The sequence below is a fragment of the Pseudomonas sp. CHM02 genome, from assembly GCF_000612585.1.
GTDB lineage: Bacteria > Pseudomonadota > Gammaproteobacteria > Pseudomonadales > Pseudomonadaceae > Aquipseudomonas.
In genome coordinates this window covers 1-26,779 of record NZ_JFCA01000071.1, presented here as the reverse complement: position 1 = coordinate 26,779, position 26,779 = coordinate 1, and the positions used below count along the sequence as shown (strand labels likewise).

Genomic DNA, 26,779 nt, shown 5'->3' with positions numbered 1-26,779 from the left:
ACAGTCGATTGTGTTTGTTTCAGTGATATTGGTTCTTTCCCAAGCTCCAGGCATAAAAAAAGCACCCCTCGGGGTGCTTTTTTGTGCTCGCTCGCTTAGCGCTTCAGCGAGGCCGGCAGGTGCGGCTGGATCGCCGTCAGTACTGCCTTGAAGCATTTGGTGTTGCCGGCAACCACGTGGCCTTTCTCAAGGAAGTCGTGACCGCCGGTGAAGTCGCTCACCAGGCCGCCCGCTTCCTGGATCAGCAGGGCGCCTGCAGCCATGTCCCACTCGGACAGGCCCGACTCCCAGAATGCGTCGAAACGACCGGCGGCCACGTAAGCCAGGTCCAGGCTCGCCGCGCCGGCGCGGCGGATGCCGGCGGTCTGGCCAACCAGGGCGCGGAACATGCCCAGGTAGTTTTCCAGGTTGTCCATCTGGTCGTCACGGAATGGGAAGCCGGTGCCCAGCAGGGCGCCGTCCAGGCTGGTGCGACCGCTGACGCGCAGGCGACGACCGTTCAGTTGGGCGCCACGGCCACGGCTGGCGGTGAATTCTTCCTGGCGGACGGGGTCCAGGACAACGGCGTGTTCCAGACGGCCACGGTATTTGCACGCGATGCTCACGGCAAAGTGCGGGATGCCGCGCAGGAAGTTGGTGGTGCCATCCAGTGGGTCGATGATCCACAGGTAGTCTTCGCCTTCGCCGCTACCTTTGTGCAGGCCGGTTTCTTCACCGAGGATGCCGTGGGTAGGGTAGGCCTTGCGCAGAGCGTCGATGATTTTCTGTTCGGCGGCGCGATCCACCTCGGACACGTAATCCTTGGCGTCTTTTTCGTCGACCTTGATGGTATCCAGGCGCTCGATGGAGCGGAAGATCAATTCACTGGCGCTGCGGGCGGCGCGCAGCGCGATATTCAGCATGGGCTGCATGGATGTGTCACCTAAGGTTGTTAAAGAAAGCCGAGCATTCTAGCAGAAACTTTCTTCAGGTGAAGGACGACGTTAGCTTTCATGGCATAACCTTAGGCTGTTCTGTAAGATTTGCTCCCCTTTCCCGTGTCCGAGAGCGCCTCCCTTGCTGCAAAACATTCGTGTCGTCTTGGTCAATACCAGTCATCCCGGCAACATCGGCGGGGTGGCGCGAGCCATGAAAAACATGGGGCTGACGCGCCTGGTGCTGGTCGAACCGCGTGTGTTCCCGCACCACGAGGCCGATGCCCGTGCGTCCGGCGCCAATGACATCCTGGAAAAAGCCCAGGTCGTCGCCACCTTGGAAGACGCCCTGGTCGGCTGCAACCTGGTGCTTGGCACCAGCGCCCGCGACCGCCGTATCCCCTGGCCACTGCTGGACCCGCGTGAATGCGGCACCAAGGTGGTGGAAGAGGCCGCCGGTGGCGCTGAAATCGCCTTGGTTTTTGGTCGTGAAGACTCCGGCCTCACCAATGAAGAGCTGCAGCGATGTCATTACCACGTGCACATCCCATCAGACCCTGAATTCAGTTCGCTGAACCTCGGGGCAGCGGTGCAGGTGTTGACTTACGAAGTGCGCATGGCCTGGCTGGCCGCGGCTGGTCAGCCAAGCAAGGTAGAAAAGGAAGAGGTTGCCTCGACCAAAAGTGGCGAGTTGGCCACCATGGACGAGCTGGAACGGTTCTATGAGCACCTGGAGCAGACCCTGGTTGCCATCGAATTCCTCGATCCGGAAAAACCACGGCACTTGATGGCGCGCCTGCGTCGCCTTTACGGACGCAGCTCGGTCAGCCGGGCAGAAATGAATATATTGCGTGGCATCCTCACGGAAACCCAGAAAGCGGCCCGTGGCGAGCTTCTTAAGCGGAAGGATTAAAAATGTTCGAGCGTTTGCGAGAAGATATCCAGAGTGTTTTCCACCGTGACCCGGCGGCGCGCAACGCCTTTGAAGTGCTGACCTGCTACCCGGGCATGCACGCGATCTGGATCCACCGCCTGTCTGGCGCCTTGTGGGGCATGGGCTGGAAGTGGCTGGCGCGGCTGGTGTCGAACTTTGGGCGCTGGTTGACTGGCATCGAGATTCATCCTGGGGCCAAGGTCGGTCGTCGCTTCTTCATCGACCATGGCATGGGTATCGTGATTGGCGAAACTGCTGAGATCGGCGATGACGTGACGCTCTATCAAGGCGTGACCCTGGGTGGCACGAGCTGGAACAAAGGCAAGCGCCACCCGACGCTGGAAAATGGCGTAGTGGTAGGGGCGGGCGCCAAGGTGCTCGGGCCATTCACCGTCGGCGCGGGTGCCAAGGTGGGCTCCAATGCCGTGGTGACCAAGGCGGTGCCGCCTGGCGCAACCGTGGTCGGTATCCCTGGCCGAATCATCGTCAAGCCGGAAGTCGGCGATGAGCAGGAGGCCAAGCGCAAGGCCATGGCCGAGAAGATCGGCTTCGATGCCTATGGCGTCAGCGAAGACATGCCCGACCCGGTAGCCCGTGCTATTGGTCAGTTGCTTGACCATCTGCAAGCGGTGGATGGCAAGCTGGACGGCATGTGCGGTGCGCTGAAGGACCTGGGCAGCCCTTACTGCGCGAAGGATCTGCCTGAGTTGCGCGAAGAGGACTTCGCCGAGATCAAGGCCGAAACCAACCAGCAAGCTAGCTGAAGTACTCATTCCTGTAGGAGGCCGGCTTGCCGGCGATGGCGTCGTTAAGTTCGCTATCGCCGGCAAGCCGGGCTCCTACAAGGTTTACGCTTTATCGGCCACATGCTGTTGAATGTGCCATTACCTCTCGCACCCTGCTATGATTCGCGCGCCCTTTTTACGGGTAATCCTGACTAAAGTACTAGGTCTTATAGTTGACTTAAATACTCGGGAATCGCATACTTGCCCACATTCTGAAACACCTTGGTAATTGTCCATGAGACTGACTACAAAAGGCCGATACGCGGTGACCGCCATGCTTGACCTGGCCTTGCACGCGCAAACTGGGCCGGTGTCCCTGGCCGATATCTCCGAGCGCCAAGGCATTTCCCTGTCCTACCTCGAGCAGTTGTTCGCCAAATTGCGCCGCAGCAATCTGGTTTCCAGCGTTCGTGGTCCAGGTGGTGGCTATCAGCTGTCCCGTGACATGCAGGGCATCCAGGTAGCTCAGGTGATCGATGCGGTCAACGAATCCGTCGATGCCACCAAGTGCCAGGGCCTGGGTGACTGCCACGCCGGCGACACCTGCCTGACACACCACCTGTGGTGTGATTTGAGCCTGCAGATCCATGAGTTTTTGAGTGGTATCAGCTTGGCTGATCTTGTCACTCGCCGTGAGGTGCAAGAAGTAGCCCAGCGTCAGGACCAGCGCCGTTGCAACACCAAGGCGCCGCGTCTGGACAAGATCGAAGCGTCCGCCGTCGAGTGACAGCCGAAGAGCTAACGGCACGCCAGCCAGCCTGATTTAGGAGAAAGTCCATGAAATTGCCGATTTACCTTGATTACTCAGCGACCACCCCGGTTGATCCGCGTGTCGCGCAAAAGATGAGCGAATGCCTGCTGGTTGACGGAAACTTCGGCAACCCGGCCTCCCGTTCCCACGTATTCGGCTGGAAAGCCGAGGAAGCGGTCGAGAACGCTCGTCGCCAGGTCGCTGACCTGGTTGGCGCAGACCCGCGTGAAATCGTCTGGACCTCCGGTGCCACCGAGTCCGACAACCTGGCTATCAAGGGCGCGGCGCATTTCTATGCGACCAAAGGCAAGCACCTGATCACCACCAAGATTGAGCACAAGGCGGTCCTCGACACCATGCGCCAACTGGAGCGTGAAGGTTTCGAGGTCACCTACCTCGAGCCAACCACCGACGGTATCGTCACCCCGGCCATGATCGAAGCCGCGCTGCGTGAAGACACCATCCTGGTTTCCGTGATCCACGTGAACAACGAAATCGGCACCATCAACGACATCGCGGCCATCGGTGAGCTGACCCGCTCGAAGGGCATCCTGTTGCACGTCGACGCTGCTCAGTCCACCGGCAAGGTCGATATCGACCTGTCGAAACTGAAAGTCGACCTGATGTCGTTCTCTGCCCACAAGACCTACGGCCCTAAAGGCATCGGCGCCCTGTACGTGAGCCGCAAGCCACGCGTGCGCATCGAAGCCACCATGCACGGCGGCGGTCACGAGCGCGGCATGCGTTCGGGCACCCTGGCGACCCACCAGATCGTCGGCATGGGCGAAGCCTTCCGTGTAGCCAAGGAAGACATGGCTGCCGAAAACGTGCGCATCAAGGCCCTGAGCGATCGCTTCTACAAGCAGGTCGAGAACCTTGAAGAGCTGTACATCAACGGCAGCATGACCGCCCGTGTACCGCACAACCTGAATTTGAGCTTCAACTACGTCGAAGGCGAGTCGTTGATCATGGCACTCAAGGACCTGGCGGTTTCGTCCGGTTCGGCCTGCACCTCGGCGTCCCTTGAGCCTTCGTACGTACTGCGCGCCCTGGGCCGCAACGACGAACTGGCACACAGCTCGATCCGCTTTACGTTCGGCCGTTTCACCACCGAAGAGCAAGTCGACTACGCCGCGCAGAAGGTCTGCGAAGCTGTCAACAAGCTGCGCGTTCTGTCGCCGCTGTGGGACATGTACAAAGACGGTGTCGATATTTCCAAGATCGAGTGGGCGGCACACTAAATATAGAAGCCGCCACCCAAGCTCTGTAGGAACGTGGCGGAAAACGCAGGCGTTTCTACAGGGTTCCAGAGCGGCCCTGATGAGTGAGGATTCAGTACCATGGCTTACAGCGAAAAGGTCATCGACCACTACGAAAACCCGCGCAACGTCGGCAAGATGAACGCGGAAGACCCTGATGTCGGCACCGGCATGGTTGGCGCTCCGGCGTGCGGCGATGTGATGCGCCTGCAGATCAAGGTCAACGACGCTGGCGTTATCGAAGACGCCAAGTTCAAGACCTACGGCTGCGGCTCGGCCATCGCCTCCAGCTCGCTGGCGACCGAATGGATGAAAGGCAAGACCCTGGATGAGGCTGTCACTATCAGCAACACCCAGCTGGCCGAAGAACTGGCCCTGCCGCCCGTGAAAATCCACTGCTCGGTACTCGCAGAAGACGCCATCAAGGCGGCCGTTCGCGACTACAAGCAGAAGAAAGGCTTGATCTAAGCATTTGGCGACGAGTAAGGAGTCAACGATGGCTATCAGCATGACAGAAGCGGCTGCGCAGCACATTCGCCGCTCCCTGAATGGGCGCGGTAAAGGTGAGGGGATTCGTCTGGGTGTTCGCACCACGGGCTGTTCCGGCCTTGCCTACGTGCTGGAGTTTGTCGACGAGGTGGTTGCGGAAGACCAGGTGTTCGAAAGTCACGGCGAGAAAGTGATCATCGACCCTAAAAGCCTGACTTACCTGGACGGCACCGAGCTCGATTTCGTCAAGGAAGGGTTGAACGAAGGCTTCAAGTTCAACAACCCCAACGTACGCGGTGAATGTGGCTGCGGCGAAAGCTTCAACATCTGAGGCTATTCGTGGGTACTCCTTGTCATTTCGCTTTATTCGAGCTGCAGCCGAGCTTTCGGCTGGACCTTGAGCAGCTTGCCACGCGCTACCGAGAACTGGCGCGTGGCGTGCATCCGGACCGCTTCGCTGACGCTTCCGAGCGTGAGCAACGCCTGGCGCTGGAGCGGTCGGCCAGTCTCAACGAAGCCTATCAGACGCTCAAAAACCCTCCGAAACGCGCGCGCTACCTGCTCGCGATGAACGGTGGGGAGTTGCCGCTGGAAGTGACGGTTCACGACCCGGATTTCCTGATGCAGCAGATGCAGTGGCGCGAAGAACTCGAAGACTTGCAGGACGAAGCCGATCTGGCCGGCGTCGCGGTCTTCAAGCGTCGTCTGAAAGCGGCCCAGGATGAGCTCAACGAAAGCTTCGCAGCCTGTTGGGATGATGCAGCGCAACGCGAACAGGCCGAACGCCTGATGCGGCGCATGCAGTTCCTCGACAAGCTCACCTACGAAGTGCGCCAGCTAGAAGAGCGCCTCGACGATTAACCCAGTGTGCTGCCCGTGATGCACGCCTGATAGACAGATAAGACCTGATTACCATGGCCCTACTGCAAATCGCCGAACCCGGCCAAAGCCCTCAACCGCACCAGCGTCGCCTGGCGGTCGGGATTGACCTGGGCACCACCAATTCCCTGGTTGCTGCCTTGCGCAGTGGCATGTCCGAACCGTTGCCCGACGCCGATGGCCAGGTGATCCTGCCCTCTGCCGTACGCTATCACGCTGATCGCACCGAAGTCGGTGAGTCGGCCAAGCTGGCGGCGTCTACCGATCCTTTGAACACCGTGCTGTCGGTCAAGCGCTTGATGGGTCGTGGTCTGTCCGACGTCAAGCAATTGGGCGACCAACTGCCGTACCGCTTCGTCGGCGGCGAATCCCATATGCCGTTCATCGACACTGTCCAAGGCCCGAAAAGCCCGGTGGAAGTGTCGGCCGATATCCTCAAGGTGCTGCGCCTGCGCGCGGAGAAAACCCTGGGCGGCGAACTGGTCGGTGCCGTGATCACCGTTCCGGCTTATTTCGATGACGCTCAGCGCCAGGCCACCAAGGATGCGGCGAAACTCGCCGGCCTGAACGTGCTGCGTCTGCTCAACGAACCGACTGCAGCGGCCGTGGCCTACGGCCTGGACCAGCACGCAGAAGGCCTGGTCGCTATTTATGACCTGGGTGGCGGCACTTTTGACATCTCTATTTTGCGCCTGACCGGTGGTGTCTTCGAAGTGCTGGCCACCGGTGGCGACAGCGCCTTGGGCGGTGATGATTTCGATCACGCCATCGCCGGTTGGATCATCACCAGCGCCGGCTTGTCGGCAGACCTGGATCCAGGCGCGCAGCGCAACCTGCTGCAAACCGCCTGCGCCGCCAAGGAAGCGCTGACGGATGCCGCAACTGTTGAAGTGTCCTACGGCACCTGGTCGGCTCAGCTGACCCGTGAAGCCTTCGATGCGTTGATCGAACCGATGGTCGCCCGCAGCCTGAAAGCCTGCCGCCGCGCGGTGCGCGATTCCGGTATCGAGTTGGAAGACGTCGGTGCCGTCGTCATGGTCGGTGGTTCCACCCGCGTGCCGCGCGTGCGTGAAGCCGTCGCCGAAGCTTTTGGCCGTCAGCCGCTGACTGAAATCGACCCGGACCAAGTGGTCGCCATTGGCGCCGCGATCCAGGCCGACACCCTGGCCGGTAACAAGCGCGATGGTGGCGAACTGCTTCTGCTCGACGTGATCCCGCTGTCCCTGGGGCTGGAAACCATGGGTGGCTTGATGGAGAAGGTGATTCCGCGCAACACCACCATCCCCGTCGCCCGCGCCCAGGACTTCACCACTTACAAAGATGGCCAGACGGCCATGATGATTCATGTGCTGCAAGGCGAGCGCGAGCTGATCAGCGACTGTCGCTCGCTGGCGCGCTTTGAATTGCGCGGCATTCCGGCGATGGTGGCCGGTGCGGCGAAGATTCGCGTGACCTTCCAGGTCGACGCCGATGGCTTGCTCAGCGTCGCTGCGCGTGAATTGGCCTCCGGCGTTGAAGCCAGCATCCAGGTCAAGCCGTCCTACGGCCTCACCGACGGCGAAATCGCCAAGATGCTCAAGGACTCGTTCCAATACGCCGGTGACGACAAGGTCGCCCGTGTATTGCGTGAGCAGCAAGTGGATGCCCAGCGCCTGCTCGAAGCGGTGCAGGGTGCCCTTGAAGCTGACGGCGAGCGCCTGCTGGATGCTGAAGAGCGCATGGTCATCGACCTGCAGATGCAGGAATTGGCCGAACTGATGAAAGGCAGCGATGGCTATGCCATCGAGCAACAGACCAAGCGCTTGTCGCAGGTGACGGATGCCTTTGCCGCCCGCCGCATGGATCAGACGGTGAAAGCCGCACTGGCCGGGCGCAACCTGAATGAAATCGAGGAATAATCAATGCCGCAGGTCATTTTTCTGCCACACGCCGAGCACTGCCCGGACGGTATGGTCGTGGAGGCTGAGACCGGCAAGTCCATCCTCGAAGTTGCCCATGACAACCACATCGAAATCGAAAGCGCCTGTGGCGGTGTGTGCGCCTGCACCACGTGCCATTGCGTGATTCGCGCAGGTTTCAACTCGCTCAACGAAGCCGATGAGCTGGAAGAAGACTATCTTGATAGAGCCTGGGGCCTGGAAGCGACTTCGCGCCTGACTTGCCAGGCCATCGTCGGAACTGAAGACATCACCGTCGAAATCCCGAAATATTCCCTCAACCATGCCGCCGAAGCGCCGCATTGATTCAAGGAAGTGTCATGAGCCTGAAATGGGTTGATGTACAAGAAATCGCTATACAGCTTGCTGAAGCTCATCCTGAGGTCAATCCTCTTACTGTGAACTTCGTCAAGCTGCGCGACCTCGTAATGGCGCTGCCGGAATTCGACGACATCCCGGACCGGGGTGGCGAAAAGGTTCTGGAAGCGATTCAGGGTTTGTGGATCGAAGAAGCAGACGACTGAGCCGACTTTTTACGCAGTTAGGCAATACCCAATAACCCGCGTATAATTCGCGGGTTTAATTTTTCGTAAATTACCGTTTCTGGAGTTACACCATGGCTGTTCAACGTACTTTCTCCATCATCAAGCCTGACGCTGTTGCAAAAAACGTCATCGGCGAGATCACCACTCGTTTCGAAAAAGCCGGCCTGAAGGTTGTAGCTTCGAAACTCAAGCAACTGTCCAAGGCTGAAGCTGAAGGCTTCTACGCTGAGCACAGCGCCCGTGGCTTCTTCGGTGACCTGGTTGCCTTCATGATCTCCGGTCCTGTTGTTGTTCAGGTGCTGGAAGGCGAAAACGCTATCGCTCTGAACCGTGAGCTGATGGGCGCTACCAACCCTAAAGAAGCCGCTGCCGGCACCATCCGTGCTGACTTCGCTGAGTCCATCGACGCCAACGCTGTACACGGTTCGGACTCCGAAGCCGCTGCTGCTCGCGAAATCTCGTACTTCTTCGCAGCTACTGAAGTAACCGCTCGCTAAGCATCGGCTTAAAGAGTGAGGGTGAATCCATGACGACATCGACTGTAAAAACCAACCTGCTGGGGCTGACCCAGCCGGAAATGGAGAAATTCTTCGACTCAATCGGGGAGAAGCGTTTCCGTGCCGGTCAGGTAATGAAATGGATTCACCACTTTGGCGTCGATGATTTCGACGCCATGACGAACGTCAGCAAGGCCCTGCGCGACAAGCTCAAGGCCATTGCTGAGGTCCGTGGTCCGGAAGTGGTCAGCGAGGACATCTCCAGCGACGGCACCCGTAAGTGGGTGGTGCGCGTGGCGTCCGGCAGCTGCGTCGAGACCGTGTACATTCCCCAGGGCAAGCGCGGCACCTTGTGCGTTTCGTCCCAGGCAGGCTGTGCCCTGGACTGCAGCTTCTGCTCCACCGGCAAGCAAGGCTTCAATAGCAACCTCACCGCCGCCGAAGTGATCGGCCAGGTGTGGATTGCCAACAAATCCTTTGGCAGCGTCCCGGCGACCGTCGACCGTGCCATCACCAACGTGGTGATGATGGGCATGGGTGAGCCGCTGCTGAACTTCGATAACGTCGTTTCGGCCATGCATTTGATGATGGACGACCTGGGCTACGGCATCTCCAAGCGCCGTGTGACCCTGTCGACCTCCGGCGTGGTGCCGATGATCGATGAGCTGTCCAAGCACATCGACGTCTCCCTGGCGTTGTCGCTGCACGCACCCAATGACGCATTGCGTAACCAATTGGTGCCGATCAACAAGAAGTATCCGCTTAAGATGCTGCTCGAATCTTGCCAGCGCTACATGTCGTCGCTGGGCGAAAAGCGCGTGCTGACCATCGAGTACACCTTGCTCAAGGACATCAACGACAAGGTTGAACACGCGGTCGAGATGATCGAGTTGCTCAAGAATATCCCGTGCAAGATCAACCTGATTCCGTTTAACCCGTTTCCACATTCAGGCTACGAGCGGCCGAGCAACAACGCCATCCGCCGTTTCCAGGATCAACTGCACCAGGCTGGCTACAACGTCACCGTACGCACCACTCGTGGTGAAGACATCGACGCCGCCTGTGGCCAATTGGTAGGGCAGGTGATGGACCGCACCCGCCGCAGCGAGCGCTATATCGCCGTGCGTGAATTGAACGCCGCCGACGATCTGCCGCAAATTGCTGTGAATCGAATCTGAGAGAGGATCTCTATGCCCTTGCGCCTTGCGCTGCTTTTGCTTGTTACCGGCCTCGCCGCCGGTTGTGTTTCATCGGGCCATGACAGCCCTTTGCAAACCGGTAAAGGCCGTGATGAGGCGCGAGTTGCCTATGTGCAGCTGGGCTTGGGTTACCTTCGACAAGGCATGAGCGAACAGGCCAAGGTGCCGCTGAAGAAGGCCCTTGAGCTGGACAGCGACGACGCCGACGCCAATGCCGCGCTGGCCCTGGTTTTCCAAGCCCAGGCCGAGCCTGAGCTGGCCGAGCAGTATTTTCACAAGGCCCTGGCTTCCCGTCCTGCCGACCCGCGGCTGCTGAACAACTACGGCAGCTTCCTGTTCGAGCAGAAACGTTATGACCAGGCCGCCCTTTATTTCCAGCAAGCCAGCGCCGATACCCTCTATCCTGAGCGTTCGAGGGTGTTCGAGAACCTCGGGGTCACCTCGATGCGCCTGGGGCAGCGTGACAGCGCTCGCCAGCAACTGGAAAAAGCCCTGCACTTGAACAGTCACCAGCCTCGGGCATTGCTCGAAATGGCTGAGTTGTCCTACGAAGACAGGCATTATGTGCCGGCACGTGACTATTACGAGCGTTTTAGCCTGCTCAGCGGGCAAAATGCACGTAGTCTATTGCTCGGTGTGCGCCTGGCGACGGTTCATGAAGAACGCGACACGGCCGCACGTTTTGGCCAGCAACTCGAACGACTCTATCCCGGTACGCCGGAATATCAGCAATACCTGTCGGAGCAATGATGAAAGCGGCGCACCCGGAAGTTGTAGCAGCTAATCGCGTAAACCCAGGCGACACCTTGCGTCAGGCCCGCGAAAGCAATGGTTGGTCGTTGGCAGAAGTGGCCCTCAAGCTCAATTTGACCACCACGTCCCTGGCCAACCTGGAAGCCGGCGCGTTCGATAAGCTGCCTGGGCATACTTTCGCCCGCGGCTATATCCGTGCCTACGCCAAGTTGCTGGGGATCGACCAGGCCGTGTTGGTCCAGGAATTCGACCAGTTCACCGGCACCGACTCCCAGGGCAGCAACGTACATGGCCTGGGCCGCATCGAAGAGCCGGTGCGGGTTTCCCACACGATTCTGCGAATTGTCAGCTTGTTGCTGCTGATCGCTGTCATTGGTGGTGGTTTCGTCTGGTGGCAAGACCAGACTTCCCAGCGCACCAAGGACCTGACCAGCAACGCCATGGAGCACGTCGAAGTCGAAAGCGCCGACGGCACCACCCAGATTCATCCGCTGGATGAGCCGGAAGACCAGGCGGTGGCCGAAGGTCAGGCCGCGCCTGAGGCGCCGGTTGCCACAGAGCAACCAGCACCAGAAACCGCGCCTGCCGCAACTGCTGCCGTACCGGCTCCCGCGACGCCTGCTGCACCGGCTCACACCCCGGCTGCCCCGGTCGCCCAAGCCCATACGCCGACTGCTCCTGTGCAGGCGCCAGCGACTCCAGCGCCAGCCGCGCCGGCCGCCCCTGCGATTTCGCCGCCCACCACCCCAGCGTTGATTGCCGGCGATGGCCGCGTGCAGATTACCTTCATCGCTGACTGCTGGACGCAAGTCACCGACGGCAATGGCAAAGTGCTGTTTAGCGGTCTGAAGCGTAAGGGAGATACGCTTGACCAAGGCGGCAAACCTCCTTTGACGCTGCGTCTGGGCTTTGCCCGTGGCGCGCAAGTGGCCTACAACGGCCAGCCTGTGGACGTGGCGCCGTTCACCAGTGGCGAGACCGCTCGCCTGAAGTTGGGACAATAGTCATGCACGGCGAATCTCCAATCAAACGTCGCGTATCGCGCAAGATCTGGGTCGGCTCGGTGCCGGTGGGTGGTGACGCCCCCATCGCGGTACAAAGCATGACCAACAGCGACACCAATGACGTGGCCGCCACCGTTGCCCAGATCAACCGTCTGGAAGCCGCTGGCGTGGACATCGTGCGCGTGTCCGTGCCGGACATGGACGCCGCCGAAGCCTTTGGCCGCATCAAGCAACTGGTCAAGGTGCCATTGGTTGCCGACATTCACTTCGACTACAAGATCGCATTGCGCGTCGCCGAGCTGGGTGTGGACTGCCTGCGTATCAACCCGGGCAACATCGGTCGCGAAGACCGTGTGCGCGCAGTGGTTGACGCTGCTCGCGACCGGGGCATTCCGATCCGTATCGGCGTCAACGCCGGCTCGCTGGAAAAAGACCTGCAAAAGAAATACGGCGAGCCTACCCCGGCGGCACTGGTTGAATCGGCGCTTCGCCACGTTGAACACCTGGAGCGCCTGAATTTCCAGGACTTCAAGGTCAGCGTAAAGGCTTCGGACGTGTTCATGGCGGTAGAAGCCTACCGCTTGCTGGCCAAGGAAATCGTGCAGCCGTTGCACCTGGGGATCACCGAAGCCGGCGGTTTACGCTCAGGCACAGTGAAATCTGCGGTGGGTCTCGGTATGCTGCTCGCCGAAGGGATTGGCGATACTATCCGCATCTCCCTGGCGGCAGACCCGGTAGAGGAAGTGAAGGTCGGTTACGACATTCTCAAATCCCTGCATTTGCGTTCCCGTGGCATTAACTTCATTGCCTGCCCGAGCTGCTCGCGGCAGAACTTCGACGTGGTGAAAACCATGAACGAACTGGAAGGGCGCCTCGAAGACCTGCTGGTGCCGCTGGATGTGGCGGTGATCGGTTGCGTGGTCAACGGTCCGGGTGAAGCCAAAGAGGCGCACATCGGCCTGACCGGTGGTACACCGAACCTGATCTACATCGACGGCAAGCCGTCGCAGAAGTTGACGAATGACAATCTGGTGGATGAGCTCGAAAGGTTGATCCGCGAGAAAGCGGCCGAGAAGGTCGCGGCTGACGCAGCGCTGATCGCGCGCGGCTAAGAACGAATTTAAGGATTTGATGTGAGCAAGTCTCTGCAAGCCATTCGTGGCATGAACGACATCCTGCCGGAGCAGACGCCGCTGTGGCGCTATTTCGAGGGCACTGTCGCGCGCCTGCTGGATAACTACGGTTACAAGCAGATCCGCATGCCGATCGTCGAGTTCACCGAGCTGTTCAAGCGCTCCATCGGTGAAGTGACCGACATCGTCGAAAAAGAGATGTACACCTTCGAGGACCGCAACGGCGACTCCCTGACCCTGCGTCCGGAAGGCACTGCCGCGTGCGTGCGCGCCGTGCTCGAGCATGGCCTCACCGGTGGCGGCCAGCCGCAGAAACTGTGGTACATCGGCCCGATGTTCCGCCACGAGCGCCCGCAGAAAGGTCGTTATCGCCAGTTCCACCAGATCGGCCTGGAGGTGTTCAACCTCGACGGTCCGGACATCGACGCCGAACTGATCGTGCTGACCTGGCGCCTGTGGGGCCTGCTGGGCATCCGCGACGCGGTCAAGCTTGAACTCAACAGCCTGGGCACCAGCGAATCCCGGGGCCGCTACCGCGTGGCCCTGGTCGAATACCTGTCCGCCCACCTGGACAAGTTGGACGAAGACAGCCAGCGCCGTCTGAAGACCAACCCGTTGCGCGTCCTTGATACCAAGAACGCCGACACCCAGGCCGTGCTGGTCAACGCGCCAAAAATGGCCGATTACCTGGACGACGAATCCCGTACGCACTTCGAGGGCCTCAGGGCTCGCCTGGAGGCGGCCGGTATTCCGTATGTGATCAACCCGAAACTGGTGCGTGGCCTCGACTACTACAGCAAGACCGTGTTCGAGTGGGTCACCGACAAACTCGGCGCCCAGGGCACCGTGTGCGCCGGTGGTCGTTATGACGGCCTGGTCGAGCAGATGGGCGGCAAGCCGACCACGGGCGTGGGTTTTGCCATGGGCATCGAGCGGCTGATCCTGCTGCTGGAAACCCTGGAGCAGGTCCCTGAAGAGATCTCCCGTCAGGTGGACGTGTACCTGTGCGCCTTTGGCGAGGCGGCCGAACTGGCGGCCCTGGCCCTGAGCGAAAAAGTCCGCGACCAACTGCCGAACCTGCGCCTGCAGATCAATGCCGGCGCTGGCAGCTTCAAGAGCCAGTTCAAGAAGGCCGACAAGAGCGGTGCGTTGTATGCACTGATCCTCGGCGAAGACGAACTGGCCCAGCAAGTGATAGGTTTCAAACCCCTGCGTGGCCAGGGTGAGCAACAGAACATTGCCTTTGATGCGCTCGCTGCGCACTTGGCCACCTGCGTCGTGCAGGGTTGAAGCTGTCGAACAGCCGAATTTAGCGATTAAGGAGTATTGGGGTGTCGAGTACTGATGATGAGCAACTGGCCGAGTTCAAGGACTGGTGGCAGCGTAACGGCAAGCCCTTGGTTACTGGCGGTCTGCTGGCTTTAGTGGTGGTGTTCGGCTGGCAAGCCTGGACCAAGTATCAGGCCAACCAGTCCCAAGGCGCCTCGATCCTCTATCAGCAATTGCTGGAAACCACCCTGACGCCGAATGGCAAGCCTGACCCTGCGCAGGTTGCAGACCTGGCCGGCAAGCTGAAGAGCGAATTCGGCGGTAGCACCTACGCCCAATACGGCAGCCTGTTCGTCGCGAAAGTCGCGGTCGACACCGGCAAGCTGGATGACGCAGCCGCTGAGCTGAAGGCCATCGCCGACAAGCCGACCAACCCGACCCTGGGTGAAATCGCACGTCAGCGCCTGGCTCAGGTACTGGCGGCACAGAACAAGGCTGACGAAGCACTCAAACTGCTCGACGGCGATGCTGACAAGGCATTTGTAGCCACTCGCGAAGAGCTCAAGGGCGACCTGTTGGTCCAATTGGGTCGTACCGACGAAGCCAATGCTGCGTACCAAAAAGCCAAGGCGGCGCTGTCTGATGAAGCGGCGGTCGGTGGCTTACAAATCAAGCTGGACGACTTGGCCAAAGGGGATGCGTGACGTGATCCGTTGGAAACATGCAGCATTGCTGGCTCTGGCCGTTCTGGCCGCGGGTTGCAGCAGCAACAGTAAAAAAGAACTGCCACCTGCGGAGCTGACCAGCTTCAAGGAAGAAGTGGTCCTGCAAAAGCAGTGGAGCCGCTCCATCGGTGACGGTCAGGGCGAAACCTACAACATGCTGGTACCGGCAATCGACGGTGACAACATTGTGGCCGCTGACGTGACCGGCGTGGTGATCTCCATGGATCGCATGAACGGCGACGTGAAGTGGAAGAAAGACCTCGAATTGCCAGTTTCCGGCGCCGTAGGCGTGGGTTACGGCATGGTCATGCTCGGCACGCTGAAAGGCGAAGTCGTGGCCCTGGATTCCAGCACCGGTGAAGAGAAATGGCGCGCTCGCGTGACCAGTGAAGTCCTCGCACCGCCTGCCACCAACGGCGATATCGTCGTGGTGCAAACCCAGGACGACCGTGTGATTGGCCTCGACGCCAGCACTGGCGAACAGCGCTGGTTGTACGACAGCACCCCAGCGGTGCTGACGCTGCGCGGTACCAGTGGTCCGATTGTGACCAACAATCTGGCCGTTGCAGGCCTGTCGACCGGTAAAGTGGTCGCCCTGGATACCCAGAACGGCGTGCCGGCCTGGGAAACCCGTGTGGCCATTCCTCAAGGTCGTTCCGAACTGGATCGCGTAGTGGATATCGACGGCGGCTTGCTGCTGTCCGGTGAAACCCTCTACGTAGCCACTTACCAGGGCCGTGTTGCGGCACTGGACCTGCAGAGCGGCCGAGTCAACTGGCAGCGTGATGCTTCCAGCTACGCCGGTGTCGCCCAAGGGTTTGGCAGCGTCTACGTAAGCCTGGCGTCCGGCACCGTTGAAAGTGTCGACGAGCGTTCCACCACTGCACTGTGGAGCAATGACTCCCTGGCTCGCCGCCAACTGTCGGCACCGGAAGTGTTCTCCAGCTACGTGGCGGTGGGTGACTTCGAAGGCTACCTGCACCTGCTGAGCCAGGTAGATGGTCGCTTCGTGGGTCGCGAGCGTATCGACAGCGACGGCCTGCGTGCGCGTCCGCTGGTGGTGGGTAACATGCTTTATGTGTATGGCAACAGCGGCAAGCTGGAAGCCCTGACCATCAAGTAAGAACTATGCTTGCGGGGTAGCCCCTCAAGTAGCTTCACCTGTAGGAGCAAGCTTGCTCGCGAAAATCGTTACCGATAACGCGTGCTGTCTGAATAAACGCGGTGCCTTTGCGTTTTTCGCGAGCAAGCTCGCTCCTACAGTCGAGCACCAGCCGCTGCCTTGCAGCGGCTTTTGTATTTTCTGAAATAACGAAGTGGAGAGCCGCATGGTTCCCGTAATCGCCCTGGTGGGCCGACCTAACGTCGGCAAGTCCACCTTGTTCAACCGCCTGACCAGGACTCGCGACGCCATCGTCGGCGACTTGTCCGGTCTGACCCGTGATCGCCAATACGGTGAGGCAAAGTGGCAAGGGCGCTCCTACATTATTGTCGACACCGGTGGTATCTCCGGTGACGAGCATGGCATGGACGAAAAGATGGCCGAGCAGTCGCTGCTGGCCATTGAAGAAGCCGATGTCGTGTTGTTCCTGGTGGACGCCCGTGCGGGCTACACCGCTGCCGACCAGATGATTGGCGAGCACCTGCGCAAGCGCAACAAGCGTTCCTACGTGGTCGCCAACAAGATCGACAACATCGATCCTGAACTGGCCCGCGCCGAGTTCAGCCCGATGGGCCTGGGCGATGCGATCCCGATCGCCGGTGCCCACGGTCGCGGCATTACCCAGATGCTGGAAATTGCCCTGAGCAGCTTCCCGAAGGATAACGCCGAGGAAGAAGAGGGCGAGGAAGAGATCGTCGCCGAAGGCGAGGAAGCCAAGCGCATTCCTGGCCCGAGCGAAAAAGACGGTATCAAGATCGCCATCATCGGCCGTCCTAACGTCGGCAAGTCGACGCTGGTCAACCGCATGCTCGGTGAAGACCGGGTCATCGTCTACGACCAACCCGGCACCACCCGCGACAGCATCTACATCCCGTTCGAACGTAACGAGGAAAAGTACACGCTGATCGACACCGCCGGTGTGCGCAAGCGCGGCAAGATCCACGAGGAAGTTGAAAAGTTCTCGGTGGTCAAAACCCTGCAAGCGATCAAAGACGCCAACGTGGTGATCTTCGTGATGGACGCCCGCGAAGGCGTGGTGGACCACGACCTCAACCTGCTGGGCTTTGCCCTCGAAGCCGGTCGTGCGTTGGTGATCGCGATCAACAAGTGGGACGGCATGACGCCGAGCGAGCGCGACTTCGTCAAGATCGAGCTGCAACGTCGGCTGTTCTTCGTCGAGTTCGCAGACATCCACTTCATCTCGGCACTGCACGGCACCGGCGTGGGCAACCTCTACGCGTCCGTACAGAACTCGTTCAAGTCTGCGGTCACCCGCTGGCCGACCAACCGTCTCACCCAGATCCTGGAAGACGCCGTTGGCGAGCACGCGCCGCCGATGGTCAACAACCGCCGGATCAAACTGCGTTACGCCCACTTGGGGGGGGCCAACCCGCCGATTATCGTGATCCACGGTAACCAGATAGAGAAGGTGCCCAAGTCCTACGTGCGTTACCTGGAAAACACCTACCGCCGTGTCTTGAAACTGGTCGGTACGCCGATCCGTATCGAGTTCAAGGGGGGCGAGAACCCATACGAAGGCAACAAGAACACACTGACCGACCGTCAGGTGAACAAGAAGCGTCGTTTGATGACTCACCACAAGAAGGCCGACAAGAAGCGCCGCGACAAGCGCTGATTCCGACCTTGCAAAAAGGGCTCTTTCAGAGCCCTTTTTTGTGCGCGACGGTTTGTACCTTGACCCGGTGCGGCCGGCAGCTTAAAACTTGGGGCTCACCTGCAGGGGCCTCCGATGATCACCAGCAAGCTGCCGAATGTCGGCACGACCATTTTCACCACCATGTCGCAACTCGCTGCCGAAACCGGCGCACTCAACCTGTCCCAGGGTTTTCCGGACTTCAATGGCCCCCAGGGCTTGCTCGATGCAGTGGGCAAGCATATTGCCCTCGGGCACAACCAATATGCGCCCATGACCGGCCTGCCAGTGCTGCGACAGCAGGTGGCCGCCAAGATCGCCCGCAGTTATGGCGCAACGGTCAATGCCGACAGTGAAGTGACCATTACCCCTGGCGCCACAGAGGCGATCTTCTGCGCGATCCAGGCGGTGATTCGCAATGGCGATGAAGTCATCGTGTTCGACCCCAGCTACGACAGTTATGAGCCTTCGGTCGAGCTGGCCGGTGGTCGCTGCGTGCATGTGCAACTGAGCCTGCAAGGCTTTGCCCTCGACTTCGAGAAGATCAAGGCGGCGCTGTCACCGCGTACGCGCATGATCATCCTCAACTCCCCCCATAACCCGACCGGCGCGCTGATCAGCCGCGCCGAACTCGACCAACTGGCCGAACTGATCCGCGACCGTGATATCTATCTGGTCAGCGACGAAGTCTACGAACACCTGGTATTTGATGGCGTGCCCCACGTCAGCGTGCTGGCCCATGAAGAGCTGTACCGGCGCGCCTTCGTGGTCAGTTCGTTCGGCAAGACCTATCACGTCACCGGCTGGAAAACCGGCTATGTCGTCGCACCGCCTGCTCTCACAGCCGAATTGCGCAAGGTGCATCAATACGTCAACTTCTGCGGTGTCACCCCGCTGCAATACGCGTTGGCCGACTTCATGGTCGAACACCCGGAACACGTCGAGGAACTGCCGGCGTTCTACCAGGCCAAGCGCGACCTGTTCTGCGACCTGCTGACGCCGTCGCGCTTCAGTTTTACGCGTGTGACCGGCACCTACTTTCAGTTGGTGGATTACTCACAGATCCGTCCGGACCTGGATGACGTCGCCATGTCGCTGTGGATGACCCGCGAACATGGCGTGGCGACGATTCCGGTTTCGGTGTTCTACCAGAACCCACCCCAAGGCCAGCGCCTGGTGCGCCTGTGCTTTGCCAAACGCGAGGAGACGCTGCAACAAGCGGCTGAAAAACTATGCGTGATCTGAGTGCACTGCCGAACCTGAACCTCGCCCTGGTCCAGACCGACCTGGCCTGGCACGACCGCCAAGCCAACCTTGAACATTTCGAGCTGCTGTTGGAGCAGGCGAAAGGCGCTGACCTGATCGTGCTGCCGGAGATGTTCACCACCGGTTTCTCGATGGAGTCGAAAGTCCTCGCAGAACCTGAGAACGGCCCGACCCACCGCTGGCTCCAGGCCCAGGCTGCGAAGTACAACGCAGTGATCACGGGCAGTGTGATCATCCAGGCCGTCGACGGCAGCCACCGCAACCGCCTGCTGTGGGCGCGGCCGGATGGCGAGGTGTTGCATTACGACAAGCGCCATCTATTCCGCATGGCCGGTGAGCACGACCACTACACCCCCGGCGAGCGCCAGGTGCAGTTCGAGTTGAAGGGGTGGCGTATTCGCCCGTTGATTTGCTACGACCTGCGCTTCCCGGTATGGAGTCGCGATGCCCAGGACACTGACTTGCTGCTGTACACCGCCAACTGGCCGGGTGCACGGCGCCAGCACTGGAACCGACTGCTGCCGGCGCGGGCCATCGAGAACCTGTGCTACGTGGCGGCGGTGAACCGCGTGGGCACGGATGGGAAGGGCTTTGCCTACACCGGGGACAGCCAGGTGCTGGACTTCCAGGGGGAGACGCTGCTGAGTGCGGGGGAGGCGGATGGGGTGTTCCAGGTGAACCTGGAGGCGGCGGAATTGGCGGCATATCGCACCAAGTTCCCGGCCAACCTGGATGCCGATAGCTTTCAGTTTGTCTGAGCCACCGCCATCGCGGGCAAGCCCGGCTCCCACACTTGGGTGCGATTACCTGTGGGAGCCGGGCTTGCCCGCGATGAGGCCCTCACAGGCAACTCAAATCGGACAGCCAACAAAAAGGCCCCTGAGTTCTCACCCAGGGGCCTTTTGCATTCCTACGAACCGGCTTACGCCGCTTTCGCTTCCTGCTGGCTCAGCGAGCGGTTCAGCGCGCTGAACAGCGCCTTGAAGCTGGCGGTGGTGATGTTTTCATCGATACCCACGCCATGCACCGGGCGTTCGCCGTTCACACGCAGTTCGATGTAGGCCGCTGCCTTGGCGTTGGTGCCTGCACCGATCGCGTGTTCGTTGTAGTCCATGATCTCCACGCCAATCGGCAGGCCTGCCACCAGCGCTTCCAGCGCGCCGTTGCCTTTGCCTTTCCAGTGCAGGTTGGTTTCGCCCTGGCCCTTGCCCGAGACTTCCACCTCGACAAAGCTGTTGCCGTTCTCTTCCTGCAGGCGATGGCTGACCAGCGCGTACGGGGTGTTGGCTTGCAGGTATTCACGCTGCAGCAAGGCGTAGATCTGCGGTGCGGTCATCTCCAGGCCGACACGGTCGGTTTCGGCCTGTACCACCTGGCTGAACTCGATCTGCATGCGACGCGGCAAGCTGATGTCGTATTCCTGCTCCAGCAGGTAGGCGATGCCGCCTTTGCCCGACTGGCTGTTCACGCGAATCACCGCTTCGTAGCTGCGGCCAATGTCGGCCGGGTCGATCGGCAAGTACGGCACTTCCCACAGCGCATCGTCTTTCTGCTGGGAGAAGCCTTTGCGGATAGCATCCTGGTGCGAACCGGAGAAGGCGGTATGCACCAGGTCACCGACGTACGGGTGACGTGGGTGAACCTGGATCTGGTTGCACTCTTCGACGACTTTGCGCACGCCATCGATGTCGGAGAAGTCCAGCTGCGGGTCGAGGCCCTGGGTGTACATATTCAGCGCGACGGTGACGAGGTCGACGTTACCGGTACGCTCGCCGTTGCCGAACAGGCAGCCTTCGACACGGTCGGCGCCGGCCATCAGGCCCAGCTCGGTGGCGGCCACGCCGGTGCCGCGGTCGTTGTGGGTGTGCAAGCTGATGATCACGCTGTCACGACGGTTGATATGGCGACCGAACCACTCGATCTGGTCGGCATAGATGTTCGGCGTGGCGCATTCCACGGTGGCCGGCAGGTTGAGGATCATCTTGTGCTCAGGCGTCGGGTTCCACACCTCGATCACCGCGTCGCACACTTCCTTGGCGAACTCCAGCTCAGTGGCGCTGAAGGTCTCCGGGGAGTATTCGAAGGTCCACTGGGTTTCCGGCTGCTGGGCGGCATATTTGACGAACAGCTTGGCGGCGTTGACCGCGATGGCCTTGATGCCTTCCTTGTCCTGGTTGAAGACGATGCGACGGAAGGACGGCGACGTGGCGTTGTACAGGTGCACGATGGCCTTCTTGGCACCGCGCAGGGATTCGAAGGTACGCGCGATCAAGTCTTCACGGCCCTGGGTCAGCACCTGGATAGTGGTGTCCTCGGGGATGTGGTTGTCTTCGATCAGGGTACGCACGAAGTCAAAGTCGGTTTGCGACGCGGCCGGGAACGAGGCTTCGATTTCCTTCACGCCGACGGCGACCAGGGTCTTCCAGAAACGCAGCTTTTTCACCGCGTCCATCGGCTCGATCAGCGACTGGTTGCCATCACGCAGGTCGGAACTGCACCAGATCGGCGCTTCGGTGATGGTCTTCGATGGCCAGGTGCGGTCCGGGATATCGATGGTCGGAAACGCGCGGTACTTCGAAGACGGGTCTTTGAGCATGCTCATCGGGAAATCCTTTGTTGTAGGGGCCGAGAAAAGGCGGCCTGCCGTAGAACTGTTTTTGGGGATAAAACGTAAAGACGAGGCAGATCGATTCAGCCTGGCAGTCGTGCGCTGACAAGGCACAGGCTGCGGTGCTGGCGGAGCTGAATGAGGGTGTGAGAGGTTTTCATAAGCTCAACCCTAACCGCCGGGGTGAAAGATGGCAAGCAGTCGAGAAAAATTGAGATAAGTTCTGCTATTGGCGTGGGAAACGAGATTTTATGGTCAGTAATTGATTGCTGGCTGGTTTTAATTGCGCGCCCATTATCAGGCGCGCAATCGAGCGTTTCAGGGTTGGAACGCGCCGATAAAGATCGCCGGGTCAACCCGCGCATCGTTGAGGCTGACGTTCCAGTGCATGTGCGGCCCGGTCGCACGGCCTGTCGAGCCGACCTTGCCCACCACGGCACCGCGCGCCAATTGCTGGCCGACTTTCACGTCGATCTTCGACATGTGGCAGAACATGCTGATAAAGCCCTGGCCATGGTCGACGAACACAGTGTTGCCGTTGAAGAAGTAATTACCGACCAGGATCACCTTACCGTTCGCCGGGGTCTTGATAGGGGTTCCGGCCGGCACAGCGAAATCCAGGCCCGAATGCGGGTTGCGTTCTTCACCGTTGAAGAAACGACGCACGCCGAACTTGCTCGACAGCGGCCCGTTCACCGGTTTGTCCAGCACCAGGTTGCTCGGCAGGTTCGGGCTGAAACTGCGATAGGCCTTGATCTGCACCGCCAGCTCCGCCTCGATGCGCTTGAGCTGCGCCGGGTCGGGGTTCACCTGGCTTTTGTTTTTCAGGGTGATGCGTTGTTCCGGGTACTTCTTGTAGCCAACGATAAACGGCAGGTTGCGCCCACCGCTGCTGATGCGCTCGTTACCCGGCTTGACCGTCAAAGGAATACCGACAATCGCCAGCCAGTTGTCCGCCTCTTTCACCACCAGCACCGGCTTGCCCTGATAGGTGGCTTTGGGGGCCGCTGCTGCGGGACCCAGTTCAACGACGGCAACGCCACCCGGCACCGGTTTGTTCAGGGTGCGGGTGATGTAGCTGTCGGCGTTGGCGTTGAAGGCGAGGCAAAACAACATCAGCAGGCTAAAGAGACGTGGCATCAATCAATCCAGTAACGAAAGGGTGACGGGTGTCAGGTGGTTGTCTTCCACCCGCACTTGCAATTGGCCTTCACCGAGGCGCGCGGTCAGGCGCTGGCCGGTGTGGGTCTGTGCGGCGTTGCGAATGGCCTGGCCGCGCTCGTCCAGCAGGATGCTGTAGCCACGGCCCAGGGTCGCCAGCGGGCTGACCACCTGCAGCGTCTGCACCTGGCTCTGCAGTTGCAGGCGCCGTGCCTTGAGGCCTTCACGCATGGCGCGGGGCAGGCGTTCGGCGAGGCTCTCCAGGCGCTGGCGCAGCAGGGCGAGTTGGCGACCGGGGTGTTGGCCGGCGAGGCGGGTTTCGAGGCGGATCAGGCGTTCGCGCCGGGTATTGAGGCTGCGTTCGAACGCGCGGCGCAGGCGCATGTCCAGGTCATCCAGGCGCTGGGCCTGCTGGCGCAGGCGTTCGCCGGGGTGACGCAGGCGTCGGGCCATGCCTTCCAGGCGCAGGCGGTCGTGGCTCAGGCGGTTGCGCATCAGCATCACCAGGCGGCGGTGCAGGTTTTCGACCTGGCGCACCAGATGGCTCGCGTCTGGCGCGAGCAACTCGGCCGCAGCGGAGGGGGTAGGCGCGCGTACGTCCGCCACGAAGTCACTGATCGATACATCGGTCTCATGGCCGACGGCACTGACGATCGGCGTGACGCACGCATCGACTGCTCGCGCCACGGCCTCTTCGTTGAAGCACCAGAGGTCTTCCAGGGATCCGCCGCCACGGGCCAGGATCAGCGCATCGAAACCGCGTGCATCCGCCAGTTTCAACGCGCGCACGATCTGAGGGATGGCTTCGCGGCCTTGCACGGCTGTGGGGATCAGTGTCAGTTCGATGTTTGGCGCTCGACGGCGGAACACGCTGATGATGTCGCGGATCACCGCGCCGGTCGGTGAGCTGATAATACCAATGCGCCGCGGATGTGCCGGCAACGGCACTTTGCGTTCGGCGCTGAACAGGCCTTCGGCACTGAGCTTTTCCTTCAGCGCATCGAATGCCAGGCGCAACGCCCCGTCACCCGCCGGCTCGACGGTATCGAGGATCAGTTGGTAATCACCGCGGCCCTCGAACAGCGAGACCTTGCCACGTACTTTTACGGCCAGGCCATCTTTCAGTGCCTGGCGCACGCGCGCAGCATTGTTGCGGAACAGTGCACAACGCACCTGCGCGCCGCTGTCCTTGAGGGTGAAATACACATGGCCGGAAGCTGGGCGGGCGAGGTTGGAGATCTCGCCTTCGACCCAGATATTGGTGAATACGTCTTCCAGCAACACCCGCGCGCGGCCGTTGAGTTGGCTGACAGTCAGGACTTCGCGGTCCAGGCCCAGGCGGGCGAACGGGTCTTTAATCATGAGCGGCGATCTTTAATCATGGGCGGCAGTTTATAGGCATTCGCGCAAGGTTTGGCAGAATTGCTCCACCAGCGCGCTCGGCGCCTGTGCGCAGGCCAGGGCCACGGTGCTGAGGCAGTCCGGGTCGGCCAGGGGCAGAAAGTGCACGTTGGCGGGGGCGATGTCCTGCATGGATTTTGGTAACAAGGCAATACCGAAGCCGGCCTGGATCAACTGCAATTGGGTGGTCTTGCGTGACATCACCCGTGCAGCCTTGGGGAAAAATTCCGCACGCATGCACAGATCGGCTGACAGATAACTCAGGCCGCCACGTTGAGGGTGGGGGATCGAGATAAACGCTTCGTCCTTCAGTTGCTCCAGCTCGATGGGCGCTTGACTGCGCGCCAGCGCATGATTCGGCGGCACGGCCAGCAGCAGTTGCTCGCTATATAAAGGCACGACCCGCACCCCTTCGCGCTGGCGTAAAACGGGCAAACGCAGCACGCCGACTTCCAGGCGACCGTCGGCGATTTCTTCCAACTGCGCTTCAGAAGACAGTTTGACGATATCCATCGACACCCCAGGGCAACGCTCCAGCCAGGTGCTGATGCCTTGCAGCAGCGGGCCGCTCATGGGCACGGTGCTTGAATGGCTCAGGCGCAGCGTGCCCAGTTCACCATTACCCACCTGTGTCGCCATTTCGCTGGCCTTGAGCAGCTCGCTCAGCAGGTTGCGTGCTCGCGGGTAGAAGGCTTCACCCGCTGCGGTCAGTCGCGGTTGGCGTGCAGTGCGTTCGAACAGGGGCGTTTGCAGCTGGGTTTCCAGCTCCTTGATCTGCCGGCTCAAGGCGGACTGCGCCACAAACAGGCGCTCAGCGGCGGCACTGAAACTGCCGCTGTCGGCGATTTCGACGAAGTAGCGCAGTTGGCGGGTGGAAATCACGCGTCATGCCTTTTCGAGATGGGTGGAGGGCTTTGAAGATATTAGTCGCATCCCTCGCCGATGGCTAAAGTGATGGCCATGTCTGATAAGGAATAACCCATGAGCCCGGTTGAGCTGATGAGTCAGTGGTCGTTTGGTGGTGTGGATTGGCTGGTGATTGGCGTGGGCATTGTCGTGGCCTATATCGTGTTTGGCATCGCCGGTTTTGGCACCGCGCTGGTCGCCGGGCCGATCCTGATCCTGTTTATGCCGCTGTCGAAGATCATCCCGCTGCTGGTGCTGCTGGATTTTGTCGCGGCGTTTGGCAACCTGCTGCAATCACGTCGGGAGGTTAACAAACCGGAGTTGCTGCGATTGCTGCCGTGCATGGCCATCGGTTGCACGCTGGGTGTGGTGTTTTTGCTCAATCTGCATTCGGATGTGTTGTTGCTATTGATGGGGCTGTTTATCAGCGCCTACGCGATCTACAGCCTGGCGGTGAAGGCGCGGCCCGCGCAGTTGGCGGCGGGGTGGTCGATTCCGATGGGCACGGTTGGCGGCTTGTTCGGGGCGTTGTTTGGCAGTGGTGGCTTTTTATATGCGATCTACCTGAACAGCCGCCTGCCCAAGGACGCGGCGCGTGCGACCCAGAGTGCATTGATCAGTTGCAGCACGGTGGTGCGCCTGAGCCTGTTCCTGATCGCCGGGGTGTATGCGGATCTGCCGCTGCTGATCTTGGCGCTGTGCCTGTTGCCGGCGATGGCCCTGGGGCTGTGGTGTGGGCGCAGTTTGACGATGCGTATGTCGCGTGAGGCGTTTGTGCGGTTGGTGACGTGGTTGGTGTTGGCCAGTGGCATTGCGTTGATTGGGCGGTATCTGAGTACTTGACCTGTGTGGGGCAGGGATTAAGCTGCCAGCCTTCAGGGCCTTATCGCCGGCAAGCCGGCTCCTACAGTTGATCGCATTTCAATGTAGGAGCCGGCTTGCCGGCGATGGCGCCAGACGCCACACCGCAGGACTCCCATGAACTCCCAAAGCATCCTTGTCCCGAAAATCTCCACCTTGCCTGTCCATGAACCCCGCGCGCGGGCGATCGTGCGCTGGCTGGTGCGCAAGAACATCATCAAGGAAGAGCTGACCACCTGTGGTCGCACCGGCAATCGCATGGGCTATGCGCTGGCCGACGGTGCCCGTGCGGTGGTGCTGCACCCCGAGGCGTTGCCGTTCAACGAACCGATCAACGGCCTGGAGATCATCTACAAGCGATGCATCTACACCCCGGCCAAGGGCTTTCTCGAAGAAGCCGGCTGCCCGGAATGCCTCAAGGAAGTCGGCGAAGCGCTGTTTGAAAGCCTGGAAGACTGGATGCCCGGCCACACCGACAACTTCACCTGCCCGCTGTGTGGGCATGAAGACGACATCAACGGCTTCCTGTTCCTGCAGGAATGCGGGTTTTCCAACCTGGGCTTCATTTTCAACAACTGGGCGGAAGCGGGGTTCAAGCAGAGCTTTATCGACGAGTTTGCCGATTGGCTCGATCAGAAGATGAGTTGGGTCAAAGTCGAGTTGTAACTCACTGCGGCGCCCCCCTGT

At 60.4% G+C, this 26,779-nt stretch carries 28 protein-coding genes; 23 read left to right on the top strand and 5 right to left on the bottom strand.

The genetic code is table 11. The features are described from left to right. Positions 1-95: 95 nt before the first annotated feature. Complete coding sequence (gene suhB / locus BM70_RS0129075) at positions 96-911, bottom strand: inositol-phosphate phosphatase (RefSeq protein ID WP_003175971.1); 816 nt, start codon at positions 909-911, stop codon at positions 96-98. Positions 912-1,056: 145 nt separating this feature from the next. Here suhB and trmJ point away from each other — a divergent pair, with 145 nt between their 5' ends. From trmJ to BM70_RS0128970, 21 genes are all read left to right on the top strand, one after another. Further along, on the top strand, positions 1,057-1,827 hold the full coding sequence (gene trmJ, locus BM70_RS0129070; protein ID WP_025859279.1) for a tRNA (cytosine(32)/uridine(32)-2'-O)-methyltransferase TrmJ: 771 nt from the start codon (positions 1,057-1,059) through the stop codon (positions 1,825-1,827). A 2-nt stretch (positions 1,828-1,829) separates the two neighbouring features. Next, positions 1,830-2,612, top strand: coding sequence for a serine O-acetyltransferase (gene cysE / locus BM70_RS0129065; RefSeq protein WP_025859278.1), 783 nt, complete (start codon positions 1,830-1,832; stop codon positions 2,610-2,612). A 256-nt stretch (positions 2,613-2,868) separates the two neighbouring features. Continuing rightward, positions 2,869-3,360: a Fe-S cluster assembly transcriptional regulator IscR gene (iscR, locus tag BM70_RS0129060; RefSeq protein WP_003194020.1), complete on the top strand. Its 492-nt coding sequence runs from the start codon at positions 2,869-2,871 to the stop codon at positions 3,358-3,360. Positions 3,361-3,410: 50 nt separating this feature from the next. After that, positions 3,411-4,625 (top strand): IscS subfamily cysteine desulfurase, encoded by a 1,215-nt coding sequence (locus BM70_RS0129055; protein WP_017530022.1) that lies wholly within the window; start codon positions 3,411-3,413, stop codon positions 4,623-4,625. Between the two features lie 99 nt (positions 4,626-4,724). Next, positions 4,725-5,111 (top strand): Fe-S cluster assembly scaffold IscU, encoded by a 387-nt coding sequence (gene iscU / locus BM70_RS0129050; RefSeq protein ID WP_003175965.1) that lies wholly within the window; start codon positions 4,725-4,727, stop codon positions 5,109-5,111. A gap of 28 nt (positions 5,112-5,139) precedes the next feature. Further along, positions 5,140-5,463, top strand: a complete 324-nt coding sequence (gene iscA / locus BM70_RS0129045) for an iron-sulfur cluster assembly protein IscA (RefSeq protein ID WP_003175963.1) — start codon at positions 5,140-5,142, stop codon at positions 5,461-5,463. Between the two features lie 8 nt (positions 5,464-5,471). Then, entirely contained in the window at positions 5,472-5,993 is a 522-nt protein-coding gene (hscB, locus tag BM70_RS0129040; protein WP_025859277.1) for a co-chaperone HscB, read from the top strand. A gap of 53 nt (positions 5,994-6,046) precedes the next feature. Then, positions 6,047-7,909 (top strand): Fe-S protein assembly chaperone HscA, encoded by a 1,863-nt coding sequence (gene hscA / locus BM70_RS0129035; RefSeq protein WP_025859276.1) that lies wholly within the window; start codon positions 6,047-6,049, stop codon positions 7,907-7,909. 3 nt (positions 7,910-7,912) lie between these two features. Continuing rightward, positions 7,913-8,254, top strand: coding sequence for an ISC system 2Fe-2S type ferredoxin (gene fdx / locus BM70_RS0129030; protein ID WP_025859275.1), 342 nt, complete (start codon positions 7,913-7,915; stop codon positions 8,252-8,254). Positions 8,255-8,268: 14 nt separating this feature from the next. Beyond that, positions 8,269-8,472 (top strand): Fe-S cluster assembly protein IscX, encoded by a 204-nt coding sequence (iscX, locus tag BM70_RS0129025; protein ID WP_017135947.1) that lies wholly within the window; start codon positions 8,269-8,271, stop codon positions 8,470-8,472. A 92-nt stretch (positions 8,473-8,564) separates the two neighbouring features. Further along, a complete protein-coding gene (gene ndk / locus BM70_RS0129020; RefSeq protein ID WP_003175956.1) occupies positions 8,565-8,990 on the top strand; it encodes a nucleoside-diphosphate kinase in 426 nt (141 codons plus the stop codon). Between the two features lie 29 nt (positions 8,991-9,019). Continuing rightward, positions 9,020-10,168, top strand: a complete 1,149-nt coding sequence (rlmN, locus tag BM70_RS0129015; protein ID WP_025859274.1) for a 23S rRNA (adenine(2503)-C(2))-methyltransferase RlmN — start codon at positions 9,020-9,022, stop codon at positions 10,166-10,168. A gap of 12 nt (positions 10,169-10,180) precedes the next feature. Further along, positions 10,181-10,939: a type IV pilus biogenesis/stability protein PilW gene (gene pilW, locus BM70_RS0129010; RefSeq protein ID WP_025859273.1), complete on the top strand. Its 759-nt coding sequence runs from the start codon at positions 10,181-10,183 to the stop codon at positions 10,937-10,939. Next, positions 10,939-11,946, top strand: coding sequence for a RodZ family helix-turn-helix domain-containing protein (locus BM70_RS0129005; protein ID WP_025859272.1), 1,008 nt, complete (start codon positions 10,939-10,941; stop codon positions 11,944-11,946). Before pilW ends, BM70_RS0129005 begins: the two co-directional genes overlap by 1 nt. Positions 11,947-11,948: 2 nt before the next feature. Beyond that, positions 11,949-13,058: a flavodoxin-dependent (E)-4-hydroxy-3-methylbut-2-enyl-diphosphate synthase gene (gene ispG / locus BM70_RS0129000; RefSeq protein ID WP_025859271.1), complete on the top strand. Its 1,110-nt coding sequence runs from the start codon at positions 11,949-11,951 to the stop codon at positions 13,056-13,058. 21 nt (positions 13,059-13,079) lie between these two features. Further along, positions 13,080-14,369 carry a histidine--tRNA ligase gene (gene hisS / locus BM70_RS0128995; protein WP_025859270.1) on the top strand — a complete coding sequence of 430 codons (1,290 nt, stop codon included), beginning with the start codon at positions 13,080-13,082 and terminating at the stop codon, positions 14,367-14,369. Positions 14,370-14,410: 41 nt separating this feature from the next. Further along, positions 14,411-15,052: a YfgM family protein gene (locus tag BM70_RS0128990; protein ID WP_025859269.1), complete on the top strand. Its 642-nt coding sequence runs from the start codon at positions 14,411-14,413 to the stop codon at positions 15,050-15,052. Further along, positions 15,045-16,196 (top strand): outer membrane protein assembly factor BamB, encoded by a 1,152-nt coding sequence (bamB, locus tag BM70_RS0128985; RefSeq protein ID WP_021492276.1) that lies wholly within the window; start codon positions 15,045-15,047, stop codon positions 16,194-16,196. The genes BM70_RS0128990 and bamB overlap by 8 nt, the downstream gene beginning before the upstream one ends. Before the next feature lie 205 nt (positions 16,197-16,401). Then, entirely contained in the window at positions 16,402-17,871 is a 1,470-nt protein-coding gene (gene der, locus BM70_RS0128980) for a ribosome biogenesis GTPase Der (RefSeq protein ID WP_010207919.1), read from the top strand. 114 nt (positions 17,872-17,985) lie between these two features. Further along, positions 17,986-19,134, top strand: coding sequence for a pyridoxal phosphate-dependent aminotransferase (locus BM70_RS0128975; RefSeq protein WP_025859268.1), 1,149 nt, complete (start codon positions 17,986-17,988; stop codon positions 19,132-19,134). Beyond that, positions 19,122-19,913, top strand: a complete 792-nt coding sequence (locus BM70_RS0128970; protein WP_025859267.1) for an amidohydrolase — start codon at positions 19,122-19,124, stop codon at positions 19,911-19,913. Before BM70_RS0128975 ends, BM70_RS0128970 begins: the two co-directional genes overlap by 13 nt. A gap of 164 nt (positions 19,914-20,077) precedes the next feature. On the opposite strand, the gene leuA is transcribed toward BM70_RS0128970, so the two are convergent. From leuA to BM70_RS0128950, 4 genes are all read right to left on the bottom strand, one after another. Beyond that, complete coding sequence (gene leuA, locus BM70_RS0128965) at positions 20,078-21,757, bottom strand: 2-isopropylmalate synthase (RefSeq protein ID WP_010207924.1); 1,680 nt, start codon at positions 21,755-21,757, stop codon at positions 20,078-20,080. A 324-nt stretch (positions 21,758-22,081) separates the two neighbouring features. After that, positions 22,082-22,903, bottom strand: a complete 822-nt coding sequence (locus tag BM70_RS0128960; RefSeq protein WP_025859266.1) for a M23 family metallopeptidase — start codon at positions 22,901-22,903, stop codon at positions 22,082-22,084. Positions 22,904-22,906: 3 nt separating this feature from the next. Next, positions 22,907-24,286: an exodeoxyribonuclease VII large subunit gene (gene xseA / locus BM70_RS0128955; RefSeq protein ID WP_025859265.1), complete on the bottom strand. Its 1,380-nt coding sequence runs from the start codon at positions 24,284-24,286 to the stop codon at positions 22,907-22,909. Between the two features lie 30 nt (positions 24,287-24,316). Continuing rightward, the gene (locus BM70_RS0128950; RefSeq protein ID WP_025859264.1) at positions 24,317-25,207 is read right to left on the bottom strand and encodes a LysR family transcriptional regulator; all 891 of its coding nucleotides are present in this window, start codon (positions 25,205-25,207) and stop codon (positions 24,317-24,319) included. A 99-nt stretch (positions 25,208-25,306) separates the two neighbouring features. Between BM70_RS0128950 and BM70_RS0128945 the strand changes: the two genes are divergently transcribed. Both BM70_RS0128945 and BM70_RS0128940 read left to right on the top strand, forming a co-directional pair. Then, positions 25,307-26,074 carry a sulfite exporter TauE/SafE family protein gene (locus BM70_RS0128945; protein WP_025859263.1) on the top strand — a complete coding sequence of 256 codons (768 nt, stop codon included), beginning with the start codon at positions 25,307-25,309 and terminating at the stop codon, positions 26,072-26,074. A 135-nt stretch (positions 26,075-26,209) separates the two neighbouring features. Continuing rightward, on the top strand, positions 26,210-26,758 hold the full coding sequence (locus BM70_RS0128940; RefSeq protein WP_025859262.1) for a hypothetical protein: 549 nt from the start codon (positions 26,210-26,212) through the stop codon (positions 26,756-26,758). Positions 26,759-26,779: the final 21 nt, after the last annotated feature.